Consider the following 13,210-nt stretch of genomic DNA (forward strand, 5'->3'; position numbering starts at 1 on the left):
GCGGCGACGCATGTCGCCGCGAGCGATTCGCTCAGACCAGCCATCTAAGCCTGTGAGATGAATTCCCGCACCGTCTTATCCTCCAGTCGATACACGCGATTGGCCGACTTCAGCAGCGCTTGACGGTGTGTGATGACGATGAGCGTCGGCACGTATTGACGGACCTGCGCAAAGATCCTCGCCTCGCGTGCCGCATCCAGCGACGACGTGGGCTCGTCCAGGATGACGACCGACGGCCGGCGAGCGAGCGCACGCCCCAACGCGATACGCTGACGCTCCCCGCCCGACAGCGCCCTTCCCTGAACGCCCAGCGGACGATCGAGTACGTCGCCGTTTCCATCATGCGCAAGCCCTTGCAGCTCGAGTAAAGTCACGAGCTCATTCAAAAACGTATCGGGGGGCGCGTTATCGCAGCCATAGATCAGGTTGTCCCTGAGCGTCCCGGTCAAAATCATCGGCGATTGCGGCGCGACGGCGACCGTGCGCGCGATATCACTGACTGCAACGTCGCCAACGTCTTTCCCATAGAGGCGTACGATCCCCGCAGTCGGTCGCGCAAGTCCGAGCATGAGGTTCGCCAGACTTGACTTGCCGACACCAGATGGGCCGGTCAGCACGACGAGTTCGCCCGCATCGACCGTCATGTTGACTTCGCGCAGAATTTGCCGCTCACCTTGCGTGACTGCCACCCGATCGAGTCGATACACCGGGTTGCCTTTGGGCACCAGCGGTGTCTTCGATTCGCTGCGCTCGAGCGGCAGATCGAGAATGCCGAAGCCCTCGCGTAGCGCCAGATGGTTGCGGCGCAACTCCGACAGCGATGCAGCCAGCATGGTAAAAGGCATCGTCAACGTGACGACGTATCCGACGATCATCACGAAATCGCCCACCTGCAATGCCGACCGTGTCACGCCGAGCGCCGTAGTTACCGTGAACAGCGTGAACACTAAACCGGTGCACGCTGCTTGCGCCGCCAGGAGGAGCGCGAGCCGCGCATTGCCGCGAGAGATCTTGCCGACGAAATTGTCGAGAATGCTGCGTAACGCGGCGTCTTCCCTCGCGTAGGCATTGTTGAGCTTGATGTCGAGCATGAAGCCGAGCTTCTCCACGAGATGGCTCGATAGCGTGTCCGCGGCGCCGAAGATCTGCTCATGAGAATCCTTGCTCTTGTTCGCTATCAGCCAGGTCGCGACGAACAGCAAGAGCATCGACGCGACAAAACCCAGTGCGAACGCCCCACTCGCCAGCCGCCACAGCACAGCGCCCGACAGAAACAGCTGAAACACGGTCGGACCAATGACCCAGAACACCGCAAACGTGATCGCGCTGAATGCATCCCTACTTCGCGCGATGACGGACACGAGCTTGCCTGGATCTTCCTGAGTCAACCGTGCATAGTCGACTCTGATCAGCCTCCCGTAAAGGGCTTGATGAAACGCCGCGTCACATCGGGCGAGCACTGCCGCAGAAACCATGCCCTTCAGCCATTCGAACACATGGGCCGCCATCCAGGCCAACCCGTATGCGCCGGCCAGAAGCACGGCTGACGTGGCATGACGATGCACGTCGTCCATCGACAGCGCATTAGTCGTTTGACGCAACAAGTACGGCACCAGCGTGTAGATCCCGGTCAAGAGCACCATGAACAGTGTCGCGCCGATGAAGTGCATCGGTAACTTGCGATAGCTGCGGGTTGTGATCCGATATGCGGAGATCCAATCCTTGAATGGTTCAATTACTCGCATCGATCCTCCAAGAAAACTGTTGCGATCCCATTGATTTTCGATTCGATTTCTTCGATCTACCCTTCAAGAAAAAATTCCAAGACTTATCCATGGCGGTAATTCGGTCCCAACAACGATAGATCGCTGCCACATTGACGCGCTGGCAAGGCACGCTACGAGACTTTTATCCTTTGGAGCCGTCCGTTAGGAATCCAAATGACGAGTCACCTTGCACGCCGCCTTGGAATTTCGATAGTCGCCCTCACTATCGTCATCCTTCTCGCCATCGTCGCTCCGCGCCTGCTTGCGCACAGCAAACGCCCCCAATATCTAACCGCCCAGGTCGAGCGCGGCACGCTCGAGGACGCCGTACTCGCGACGGGCACGCTGCACGCGTTCAAGCAGGTCGACGTCGGCGCGCAGGTATCCGGCCAGTTGAAGTCATTGAAGATCGAGCTCGGCGATAAAGTCACGAGCGGCCAATGGCTCGCAGAAATCGACCCGGTGATCTCACAAAACGCGCTGCGTCAGGCACAGGCCAACGCACAAAAGCTGCTCGCACAGAAGCGCTCGATCACGGCACAGCTGAAACAAGCCGAGCTCGCGTACCAACGCCAACAGCTCATGCTGCCCGACGACGCCACCTCGCGTCAGGACTTCGAAGCCGCGCAGTCTGCGCTCGATGTGCAGCGCGCCAATCTGGCATCGCTCGACGCACAGATCCGCTCGGCCCGCATCGAGATCGACACCGCACAGGCAAACCTCGGCTATACGCGGATCGTCGCGCCGATGAACGGCGAAGTCGTCTCGATCGTCACTCAGGAAGGCCAAACCGTCATCGCCCAGCAGCAGGCACCGGTGATCCTGAAGCTGGCCGACCTCGACACCATGACCGTAAAAGCGCAGGTTTCCGAAGCCGACGTGATCCGCGTCCGTGCCGGCCAAACCGCGTATTTCACGATCCTCGGCGAACCCGACAAGCGCTACTACGGCAAGGTGCGCGCCATCGAGCCCGCGCCGCAAAACTTCCTCGACACGCAGACCAATCTCGGCGGCTCAGGCGGCGGCTCGAAGCCGAACAGCGCCGTCTTCTACCACGCGCTATTCGAAGTGCCGAATCCTGATCACCGGTTGCGCATCTCGATGACCACGCAGGTCAACATCCTGCTCGACACGGCACGCGACGCGCTCAACATTCCGGTCGCCGCACTCGGCGCGAAAGACGACAAGGGCACCCACACGGTCCGTGTACTCGGTGCCGACGGCGCGCTCGAAACGCGCAAGGTTCGGCTCGGGATCAATAACAACGTGAAGGTCCAGGTGCTGACCGGCTTGAAAGAGGGCGAGCATGTCGTAATCGGCGATGTCGACATCGAGGATCACCCGTCGTCGGACAAGGATTCGTGACGATGAAACAGCCGCTGCTCCAGCTGACGAACGTCACGCGCTGCTTTCCGTCCGGTGACAAGCCCTTCGTGGCGCTAAAGAGCGTGACTTTGTCGATCTCGGCCGGCGAAATCGTAGCGATCATCGGCTCATCCGGATCTGGCAAATCGACGCTGATGAACATTCTCGGCTGCCTCGACCGTCCGAGTTCGGGCAGCTATCGCGTCGGCGGACGGGAGACCGACAAGCTCGATGCCGACGAACTCGCACGGCTACGCCGCGAGCATTTCGGCTTCATCTTCCAGCGTTATCACCTGCTGCCTCATCTGAGCGCAACTGAAAACGTAGCGATGCCGGCCATCTATACAGGGAGCACGCGCACCGAGCGCCATGCACGCGCGAACCGCCTGCTTGGGCGCCTCGGACTCGCAGACCGCTTGGAGCGCCGGCCGAACCAGCTGTCAGGCGGCCAGCAGCAGCGCGTGAGCATCGCCCGAGCGTTGATGAACGGCGGTCAGGTGATCCTCGCCGACGAGCCGACTGGCGCGCTCGACTCGAAGAGCGGCCAGGACGTGATCGAGATTCTGCGCGAGCTCAACACCCTCGGTCATACGGTGATCATCGTCACGCACGATGCCCGCGTCGCCGCACACGCTCGACGCATCATCGAGATCAGCGACGGCGAGATCGTCTCGGACCAGCCTAATCCGAACTACCGGGATATCGAGGCGCTACCCGGGGAGCGCCGCCATGCCGAACCTATATCGGGCGACTCGCACAGCGCGAAGCGTCCCCTATCGGCCACGGCCCGCTTCGCCGAAGCGTTCCGCATGGCTTGGGCCGCGCTCGCATCGCATCGGCTGCGCACGCTGCTGACGATGCTGGGCATCGTCATCGGTATCACCTCCGTCGTGTCGGTCATGGCAATCGGCGAAGGTGCCAAACGATACGTGCTCGACGAGATCAACAGTATCGGGACGAACACGATCAATATCTATCCGGGCGAGGATTGGGGCGACAGCCGAGCGGCCGCGATCCAGACACTCGTGCCCGCGGACGCTGCCGCACTCGCCGAACAACGCTACATCGACGGAGCGACGCCGGAGACCTCGCGCACGCTACTGCTCCGCTACCGCAGCGTCGACGTCAACGCACTCGTCAATGGCGTCGGCGACCGCTTCTTCGACGTGCGCGGGATCAGGATGGCGCAAGGCATCGGTTTCAGCGAAGACAACATGCGGCGTCAGGCGCAGGTCGCCGTCATCGACCAGAATACGCGACGCAAGCTGTTCGGCACGAGCAGGAATCCGCTCGGCGAGGTAATCCTGGTCGACAACCTGCCATGCGTAGTAATCGGCGTGACGGCCGACAAGAAAAACGCATTCGGCAACATGAAGAGCCTGAACGTCTGGGTGCCGTACACGACCGCGAGCGGGCGCCTGTTCGGTCAGCCCCACCTCGACGGCATTACCGTGCGGGTGCGTGAGGGCCAGCCGAGCCACGCTGCCGAACACAGTCTCACGCAATTGATGACGCAACGACACGGCCGTAAGGACTTCTTTACCTACAACGTGGACGACGTCGTCAAGACCGTCGAAAAGACTGGCCAGTCGCTGACGCTGCTGTTATCGCTGATCGCGGTCATCTCGCTCGTGGTCGGTGGCATCGGCGTCATGAACATCATGCTCGTGTCGGTGACCGAGCGCACGCGCGAGATCGGCATACGGATGGCGGTCGGTGCGCGTCAGGCCGACATCATGCAGCAATTCCTCGTCGAAGCCGTCATGGTGTGCCTGATTGGTGGCGCGCTCGGGATCGCGATGTCGTTCGGCGTCAGCGCCGTCTTCTCGCTGTTCGTCCATCAGTGGCGCATGGTGTTCTCCAGCGCCGCGATCGCGTCGGCGTTTCTCTGCTCGACGCTGATCGGCGTCGTGTTCGGCTTCATCCCCGCGCGCAACGCGTCGCGGCTCGATCCCATCGATGCGCTAGCGCGCGACTGAGGTAATGCGGTGATGCTTACGTTCTCCCATTCGCTCCGCTGCAAGTCGCTGCTTGTGCCATTGCTTGTCTGCGTGACCGTGCTGTCGGGCTGCGCGACGTCACGTGACGTACCCATGCTCATTGCCGACATGCCATCGCGCTGGATGGCCACCGTCATGCAACAAGCAGCCGCTCCACGCGACGACTGGTGGCGCGCGTTCGGCGACCCTGCACTCGATCGTTTGATCGAGGATGCGCTACGCACGAACAATGACCTCGCGGTCGCGGCGATCCGTGTCTACCGCGCACAACTGCAAGCAGGGCTCGCCGACACGAACCTCACGCCGAACGTGACGCTGCGCGCCTCGAGCGACGTGTCTCGTACACTCGACACGAATGACACGAGCCGCGCTGCCAGTATCAGAGGCACGCTCGGTTATGAACTCGATCTGTGGGGCAAGCTCGCGGCCCAGCGTGACGTGGCGCGCTGGGCGCTTGAAGCTACTCAGGCTGAATGCGACGCCGCCCGGCTTTCGCTGATAGGCACCACGGCATCGCTGTACTGGCGGATCGGCTATCTGAATCGGCTGATCGCGCTTGGCGATGCCAACGTTGCGGACGCGGAGCGCACGCTCGCCATCGTGCGGTCGCGCTACGCGGCGGGGGCTTTGTCAGGACTCGACGTCGCGCAAGCCGAGCAGGATCTGTCAGTGCAACGCGCGACGCAAACCCAATGGCTTCGGCAGCGCACTGAAAGCCGCAATGCGCTGGCGATTTTGTTCGACAGACCACCGAACACGGTGGCCGGCGAGCCGACGACACTACCCGACAGAGCGCTCCCCGACATCGCTGCGGGCTTGCCGGCCGAACTGCTCAGTCGCCGACCCGACTTGCGTGTGGCCGAATCGCAGTTACGTGAATCGCTCGCGAACGTCGACGTTGTGCGTACGAGCTTCTATCCGTCGTTCACGCTGACGGGCACTGCCGGGACAACGAGTGTCAGTCTTGCTCGCGTACTTCAGAATCCCGTCGGTACGCTTGGTGTCGGCCTTGCGCTGCCATTCGTCGAATGGAACACCATGCAGCTTCAGATCAAGGTGTCCAAGACGCAATATGAAGAAGCAGTCGTTCGCTTCCGGCAAAACCTGTATCGCGCACTCGCGGAGGTCGAGAATGGGTTAGCGGCACGCGAACAGTTCGATCGTGAGGCCAACGACCTGCAGCAATCGCTCTCGCAGGCACAACGTGCCGAGGCGATCGCGAAGGCTCGATTCCGCGCACGCGCGACCGGCGTGCAGCCGTGGCTCGATCAGCAGCAGCGGCTGCGTGACGCACAGCGTGCGATGGCGCTCAATACGCTAAACCGGTTGCGGGTGCGGATGGAACTGTTTCAAGCGCTTGGGGGAGGCGCGGCGCCATCGGCTTAAACACCTCCCGGCGCCGCGTTGGTGTCCCATTACCTCCCCCCAATATCAGTGGGTTAGTAGAGGCGACGTGCCCAGAAGAATTGGTATGTCTTTGCGGTTTTTTTGGAAAACCAAGAGCCAGTAATCGACTCGCCTGCAACCTTGCCAGCCATAGTAGCGGTTACTTGCGCGGACTGGTCGTCTTCCGGAGAAAGCTCGTTCAACTTCAATTCGTTTCCAGTCAACTGTCCATTGACAGGTATTCCGACGCCCCTGCTGACGTAAAAGTAGCTACCGTCCAGTTTCCCCTCCGCATTCAAGACTCGAAGAGTGACGTCCACCCAAGCTGATTTTCCAATCCATCCCCCATAGCGCATGTTCTCCCCTGTCAAACCGCAGTTGTTCAAGCACAACAGTGCGCCAGCGTCCGGTTCGGTATTATCGGCAAAAAGATACGTCGAGGAGCTGCGATTTCCTTTTTCGTAAATAGGAATCTCGACAACCAGTCCCTTTGATCGGGCCGCTCTTACCGAATCTGCGTTACCTACATCCTGGTGCTCAGCATTTGGCGTGCTTCCGCATAACGCTGCCACCGCGGACTCGAACGGGCCGCCCTTCGCGTCCAGGCTGATGGCACCTCTACATTCATATCCGCTCCATTCGATCTTTGCAGGTGTCATCGTAAAGGATCTCGACAGCGAAATGACGCGATTAGCAGTTACGTGGTCGTCGCTATATGTAAAGACGAGTGCATCCCAGTTTCTCGATGATGATGTGTTGCTTCGCTCAAGAATATACTCACCCCCACTTTTCAGCAGGGTGTAACTATCGAATACTGTAGCTTTCAAAGGCTTAGCAAACAGGGATGCCCGAGATTTTGCGTCCACAAGATGCCCCTCCTCGTCCAACCGTACAGGACACGCATTTGCCATGCACACTACCAGGCCTGGAAGTTGATAAGGCGTCGCAGCTTGCGAAAATATCGCCCACAGCACAATTCCGACTCCCACCCAGATTTTCTTCCCCATCGAGTTTCCTTAATTATCTTTTCAAATCTTTGCGCATAGTACGCGAACTGAGATGCCTTATCGCTCCCATTGATTATAGCGCGCGCCACAACGTAGTCCGGATTCGCCCCATCAAGATAGTCAGACAGGCCTTGCCCCGAAAACAAGCCATCCCGCATCCCGAGCATCATAATCTTCACCGCGAGCGCAAGCTCGAGCACTCTGTCCGGATTCGCGGTCAAATCAGTGCCCGAAACACCTGAAAATTTTGCATAGGTCTTTTTGAACGTCAACTGCACAAGACCACGACCTCGGTACTTAAATCCATCGCCGACCTCCGTATTGCCCATCGAGATAGCCCTAGCTCGATGCTTCGCGGTTGCCGTCGTCCCACAACCATAGTTCTGCTCCGCATCGGCATACGAGATGTGCTCCACAAACGGACCAAAAAAGACGCCCCGGATAAAATCATATGACTCGACACGAGCGGTGGCAAGCATATAAGCTAGATAGCGATTGTTGCATTCTTTGAAGTAACTCGGGTACTGAGCAAGCATTTCGGCAAGCAATTTTTTTAGATTACCCGACGACTCATCATTGAGAGGAGGTATTTTTTTATGAGCACCACCCTCAAACCAACCGAACTCTTCCTGGTGTTGAATCTTGTACTTCTCACAGAATGCATCGATATTAATACAGGTGCAATTTCCCGAAAAATTTAAAATCAGTGCAATCGGATGAATATGGTATACGACGGGGCTTGATGGAAATCCAGCCACTTTCCCTTTGACGTCGCTCCACCACTGCAGCTTCTTGATACGCTGCAGCTCGCACTTCCAGTTCTCCTGCGCATTCTTCATGAGCGGCGTAAGCGCCTCCCAGCGCGACATGTCACCGCCCCATTCACTCTCGTACCGAAGAATCACATGCGAAAGCTCTGAGGCAAGCCAGCGCTCGCGCATAGCCTGTTGGAGTTTCCCCGCCGTCACAACCGAGCCCGACGCCGCATTTGCGCTGCTGTGGTCTCCGCTCGACAAGCGGCTCACCGTCTTTTCGAGGTGCAGCAACAGAGCACTGCCATTCGCCGCCTGCGCCGAGGGTTCGAACTCGTGCTGCTCACTCAAGTTGGCCGATCCGGTGGGAACAAGATTGCGTCGGAACGCGTCGCTAAGAACGCGAGCTCTATCAAGACGGCAGCCTCTCGGCGGACAGTTCGGGTGAGGAAGTCGTGCCGGCCTCAGAGTTGGCTGACGCGCTCAAGCAAAGCAAGGAACTGTAACGGCTTCTGGGCAAAAAGACGGGCGAGGTGGGGATTCTGTGCGAAGCCGTGGAGTATGGCCGAGCAAAAATGTATGGTCCGCTGCGGCTTTGCAAGCGAGCGCCGTCAGACGAGACAGTTTGCGTAAATGTATCCGGCCTCCCGCGAGTAAGCCGCTTTTGGCAGCAAGGCCATGATGGAATATGCGCGCTCGATTCCCAATAAGTGGACCGACATCAAAGGCCGCTGTCTGCCCCGAGTTTACCGAACGCCGGCGCGCTGTTTCGTCATCAATTGCGCGTCTGCAAAACTTGACGAGCGATCGGCAGCCTACTGTGCTTGTGGCTGCCTCAGATAAAACGTTCTTCACTGCGACTTAATGACAATCGCGATAGGCATACATTTTGAGATATGATTGTCGACGTGGAAAGCCGTCCCGAGTCATGCCTAACGTCCCAACAATACTAGGGTGGCGAGACACATTGCATGGACAATTAAAACAAAAACGGAGAACGCTGAGGGCGGCGATCATATCTATATGGCATTGCCAAAACCAATAGGAAAACAGCTAGAAGTGGTGTGCCTGCCTGCAACAGGGCAGCACGTGGTGCTCGGTACCGCGGGTAGCGGCAAGACCACGATGGCTATAGCGCGTGCAAGGTATCTGACGAACAGTTTGCTTCCCGACGCGGGCCGTACCTTGATTGTCACGTATAACAAGGCTCTGATGAATTACATCAACAGCTTTGGGAGCGAAATCCCCGCAGATGTTGACGTTCGGAATTACCACCGCTTTGCCAGGGGTTATCTCAAGTCCCGTGGCGAGCTGCCCGACGGGTGTCTCGCAGCACCGAAGCAGCGCAAAGACCTCATCGAACAGGCCATCGAAGATGTCAAAGAGGACTACGAAGACCACTCCTTCTTCCGTCGGCCGTTGAAGTTCTTCCTTGACGAGATACAGTGGTTGAACGGACGCAACATCGAGTCGGTCGACCGTTACAACGAAGTAACTCGTACAGGTCGAGCTTCGGCACAGATGAATCGCGTATTGCGGCCCATCATGTGGGAGATCCTCGAGCGCTACCGGGAGTTGAGAGCGGAGCGTGGGAAGCTCTACGACATGGATGACATAGCGGCAGCGGTGTCGGCTTCGCTCGAAAGGGACAAGCGCCCGAGGCTGTACAAGCACGTCATCATCGACGAAGGACAGGACCTCTCACTCGAGATGATTCGGTCTTTGACGAAGGCCATCCCGCCGGACGGTTCCATTACATTCTTCGGGGATGTGGCGCAGCGAATCTATGGCCATGGCCGTGGAATGAGCTGGCGTGAGGCAGGCTTTCAAACACGGCAGGTATGGCGTTTCGAACAAAATTACCGAAACACGCGAAATATCGCCAATCTGGCCGTTGCCGTGTCCGATATGCCATATTTTTTGGGCGGCCAGGACATGATTGCGCCGATTGTTTCCGCGGCAGACGGGCCGAAACCGGCACTCGTTCACTTCGCTGACCCGGAAAAGGAGCGCGAACTAGTCGGTACCATAGTGCAGAGCCGTTACCGGACTCAAAGCGTGGCGGTTTTGCTGCGCACCCACGAGAAGATTCGCGAAATCAGCCCGTATTTGCCGGAAGACGCGGTGCAACTGAAGGAAGAGGGCGCGAACTGGACGGTCGGGCATGGGGCCTACTTTGGCACGTACCATTCGGCCAAGGGTCTTGAGTTTGACCTGGTAATCCTTCCCTTCCTGTCCAGCGCCGAGATACCAAACCTGGAAGACATCGAGGCGGATGAGGTGGACGAGATACTCGCCGAAGACGGCAGGCTCATCTATGTGGGCATCACGCGGGCAAAAACCTCCCTGGTGCTCACCTACACGGGAGACGTCACGGAATTGCTGCCCGCAGATGATTCGCTGTACAACCGGAGTTCACGATGACGGTGCATGAAGATATCCTAAATGATTGCGGCAGGCGGGGCATTACCCGCCTGTGTCACTTTACGCCGTCGCGGAATCTCATCCACGTCTTGGCCTCTGGATATCTGAAGGACCGTCGGACGCTCGACATAGAAGCCCGCGACGAGGTCAACCCGACTGACGAATACCGTCTGGACGGACATCTCGACAAGATTTGCTGTTCCGTCGAGTATCCCAACAGCTACTACCTCGACATCGTGACAAGAAAGGAGCTGGTTTTCCTCGATTGGGTGATACTGTTCATTGACCCCGTGGTGTTGTGGTCACCCGGAACGCTGTTTTGTCCGCGAAATGCGGCTGCCGAGAACGGCTCGCTGATAGCAGGCGGGTGGCCGGGATACGAATCCATGTTTGCACCACGAGTTCAAGGGGCGGGAGGACGAGTTTTCAGGCGCCAGGTCTCACACTTGTCTTGCTCACCTACAGACCTGCAAGCAGAGGTTCTCGTGCCGGGACCCATCCCGATAGAGGCCGTTCAAGGTATGGCCATGCTAACGGAGAAGCAGGCCCACACTGAGAGAGCGCGTTGGGACACGCTCGGACTGTCGCCGCCGACAGTGCCGACAGTCGTTGCCCCGCTCCTCTTCGATAAAATGGCGCTGACAAACCACATTTGGACGGGGCGCCGTCCGACTGAGACCGTAGTATGAGCGAGAGCATCCTGAACCGTCCTGTTGAGCAGAAGACCACGACCAGCCCCGAACGCGCCATCGCAGCGTTCGTGGGTGCTGCCGTCGGTGATGCGCTCGGCTGGCCGTTCGAGGGCAGAGCTGCGGGCAAACTCGACGTCCGCATATGGGACGGCCAGTTCGTCGACTGGAAGAAACGGAGCGGCAGCAGATTTTCACCTCGTTGGGAGCAAATCGACGCCGGCGCCTACAGTGATGATACCCAGCTCATCCTCGCCATTTCGCGCTCGCGGGCGAAAGAGCAGCGTTGGTGGGAGCATTTTGCGCGCGTCGAGTTACCCTTCTGGACCTGCTATGAGCGCGGTGGCGGAGGAGCGACGAAGCGCGCAGCCAACTCATGGCTGGCGGGGGTCGCTCCTTGGGACTCCGACGCCAAAGACGTTGCGAAGCGATACTTCGAAGCGGGCGGCAATGGCGCCGCGATGCGCGTGTTGCCGCATTGTGTATCCCATGCGAGAGACGACGACTTCTCTGCGTTGGCCAGAGACATTCTAGCGGATGGAGTGACTACGCATGGCCACCCGCGGGCGCTTGTAGGCGCACTCGCCTTTGGGTACATATTGTGGAATTCCTTCAAAAGAGTCGATACGCTCGACTACGGGTCTCTCGTTCGCCGATGCGTAGAGGAGACAACCGTCTGGGGAGTATTACCTGACATCTCGCATCAATGGCCCTCGTGGCTTCCCGCCACGCTAGAGCACGTGCAAGACTTCAATGGGCTCTGGCTTCTTACGATAAGTGAGATTGTCAGCCTTTGCCGTCATGCCATGGATGGACTCGAAGCCGGTGTGCTGTCGGACGACATGGTGGTCATGAAAGAACTAGGAGGCTTGAGCCCGAAGACAAACGGTGCCGGCACGACCACAGCTGTTGCTGCACTGTATTACGCGTCTCGATATGCCGCCTCTCCATTGGAAGGTATGCGTTGTGCCGCCACTTCCGAGGGTGCAGATACAGACACTCTTGCGTCTATGACTGGCAGCCTCCTGGGCGTAATAAATGGCATATCCTGGCTGCATGACTATGAGGACAAACTCCAGGATGTCGATTACATACGGCAGACTGCAGAGCATCTAGTTTTCATGCGCAAGACCACGACGACTTGCAACCAAGTAACCAAACGCGACCTCACTGAATTCAAAGCGCGACTCCGAGGCAAAGAAACGTCATCGGACCTTTCCCTGCCCATCGGATTGCGAGTCACAGCAGTGGAGGGTCGTAAAGAGCGACTTGGTGAACGCGTTGTGGAGACGCGCGTTGTTGCGACAGACGCTGGATTCACGCTGTTTATTCCAAGCGGTGCGACTAAGAAGACGGAGAGTCCGGAGAGCATGGTGCAAGCGGGCGAAAGTCTTGAAGGCGCTGTACGCATGCCGGACGGTCCAACGGGAAGCTTATCCCACTCGGACAGCGATTTTGAACCAGTAGTTGGTATGTCTCTCCTGGTTAGAGACCTCAACAAGTCGCGCGTGTTCTACGAGAAGTTTCTGGGGCTAAAAGTCACCGGCGCGTCGCAGAGAGTTGTCCGCTTTTCCTCAACCCTTGCTCTTCGACAAGACGCGAGCGCTCCACTGTCTTGTGGAGGAGTTAAGCTTTTCGTCAACGTCTCCGATTTGAGCTCGTGCTCCGAACGATTGGCCAAAGCGGGAGTTGAGTCCTCGAAGATAGTCGTGCGAGGAAATACCCGTTCTTTCGAATGCCGAGACCCATCCGGGTATGCCATCGAAGTGTTCGAGCGCTTGAAGGCCTACGTAGCGAACTGAGAGAGTCGTGAGGGCGAGC

Annotated in this window: 8 protein-coding genes and 3 pseudogenes; 8 read left to right on the forward strand and 3 right to left on the reverse strand. The window is 58.4% G+C overall.

Features of this window, described 5'->3' with window-relative positions; genetic code table 11:
• Positions 1-44: 44 nt before the first annotated feature.
• Complete coding sequence (locus D7S89_RS16575; RefSeq protein WP_121278906.1) at positions 45-1,745, reverse strand: ATP-binding cassette domain-containing protein; 1,701 nt, start codon at positions 1,743-1,745, stop codon at positions 45-47.
• 195 nt (positions 1,746-1,940) lie between these two features.
• Between D7S89_RS16575 and macA the strand changes: the two genes are divergently transcribed.
• From macA to D7S89_RS16590, 4 genes and pseudogenes are all read left to right on the forward strand, one after another.
• Positions 1,941-3,131 (forward strand): macrolide transporter subunit MacA, encoded by a 1,191-nt coding sequence (gene macA / locus D7S89_RS16580; RefSeq protein WP_121278908.1) that lies wholly within the window; start codon positions 1,941-1,943, stop codon positions 3,129-3,131.
• 2 nt (positions 3,132-3,133) lie between these two features.
• A pseudogene (locus D7S89_RS28315) lies at positions 3,134-3,821 on the forward strand (ABC transporter ATP-binding protein); the annotation flags it as partial.
• 95 nt (positions 3,822-3,916) lie between these two features.
• A pseudogene (locus D7S89_RS28320) lies at positions 3,917-5,110 on the forward strand (ABC transporter permease); the annotation flags it as partial.
• A 12-nt stretch (positions 5,111-5,122) separates the two neighbouring features.
• Positions 5,123-6,517: an efflux transporter outer membrane subunit gene (locus tag D7S89_RS16590; RefSeq protein ID WP_121278912.1), complete on the forward strand. Its 1,395-nt coding sequence runs from the start codon at positions 5,123-5,125 to the stop codon at positions 6,515-6,517.
• Between the two features lie 53 nt (positions 6,518-6,570).
• On the opposite strand, the gene D7S89_RS27205 is transcribed toward D7S89_RS16590, so the two are convergent.
• Both D7S89_RS27205 and D7S89_RS16600 read right to left on the reverse strand, forming a co-directional pair.
• Positions 6,571-7,524: a hypothetical protein gene (locus D7S89_RS27205; RefSeq protein WP_147426690.1), complete on the reverse strand. Its 954-nt coding sequence runs from the start codon at positions 7,522-7,524 to the stop codon at positions 6,571-6,573.
• Positions 7,434-8,627, reverse strand: a complete 1,194-nt coding sequence (locus D7S89_RS16600; protein WP_121278916.1) for a hypothetical protein — start codon at positions 8,625-8,627, stop codon at positions 7,434-7,436. The genes D7S89_RS27205 and D7S89_RS16600 overlap by 91 nt, the downstream gene beginning before the upstream one ends.
• 50 nt (positions 8,628-8,677) lie before the next feature.
• Between D7S89_RS16600 and D7S89_RS16605 the strand changes: the two are divergent.
• The 4 genes and pseudogenes from D7S89_RS16605 to D7S89_RS16620 form a co-directional block, all read left to right on the forward strand.
• A pseudogene (locus D7S89_RS16605) lies at positions 8,678-8,851 on the forward strand (IS3 family transposase); the annotation flags it as partial.
• 448 nt (positions 8,852-9,299) lie between these two features.
• Positions 9,300-10,700, forward strand: a complete 1,401-nt coding sequence (locus D7S89_RS16610; RefSeq protein ID WP_121278918.1) for a 3'-5' exonuclease — start codon at positions 9,300-9,302, stop codon at positions 10,698-10,700.
• Positions 10,697-11,389 (forward strand): DarT ssDNA thymidine ADP-ribosyltransferase family protein, encoded by a 693-nt coding sequence (locus D7S89_RS16615; RefSeq protein WP_121278920.1) that lies wholly within the window; start codon positions 10,697-10,699, stop codon positions 11,387-11,389. The genes D7S89_RS16610 and D7S89_RS16615 overlap by 4 nt, the downstream gene beginning before the upstream one ends.
• Positions 11,386-13,191, forward strand: coding sequence for an ADP-ribosylglycohydrolase family protein (locus D7S89_RS16620; RefSeq protein ID WP_121278922.1), 1,806 nt, complete (start codon positions 11,386-11,388; stop codon positions 13,189-13,191). The genes D7S89_RS16615 and D7S89_RS16620 overlap by 4 nt, the downstream gene beginning before the upstream one ends.
• Positions 13,192-13,210 lie beyond the last annotated feature (19 nt).

It is taken from the genome of Trinickia fusca (assembly GCF_003628145.1).
GTDB classification, from domain to species: Bacteria; Pseudomonadota; Gammaproteobacteria; order Burkholderiales; family Burkholderiaceae; genus Trinickia; species Trinickia fusca.

Coding starts and splice junctions, on each gene's coding strand:
- D7S89_RS16620 (WP_121278922.1), top strand. CDS start 11,386: ATGAGCGAGAGCATCCTGAACCGTCCTGTTGAGCAGAAGACCACGACC.
- D7S89_RS27205 (WP_147426690.1), bottom strand. CDS start 7,524: ATGGGGAAGAAAATCTGGGTGGGAGTCGGAATTGTGCTGTGGGCGATA.
- D7S89_RS16615 (WP_121278920.1), top strand. CDS start 10,697: ATGACGGTGCATGAAGATATCCTAAATGATTGCGGCAGGCGGGGCATT.
- D7S89_RS16610 (WP_121278918.1), top strand. CDS start 9,300: ATGGCATTGCCAAAACCAATAGGAAAACAGCTAGAAGTGGTGTGCCTG.
- macA (WP_121278908.1), top strand. CDS start 1,941: ATGACGAGTCACCTTGCACGCCGCCTTGGAATTTCGATAGTCGCCCTC.
- D7S89_RS16590 (WP_121278912.1), top strand. CDS start 5,123: ATGCTTACGTTCTCCCATTCGCTCCGCTGCAAGTCGCTGCTTGTGCCA.
- D7S89_RS16575 (WP_121278906.1), bottom strand. CDS start 1,745: ATGCGAGTAATTGAACCATTCAAGGATTGGATCTCCGCATATCGGATC.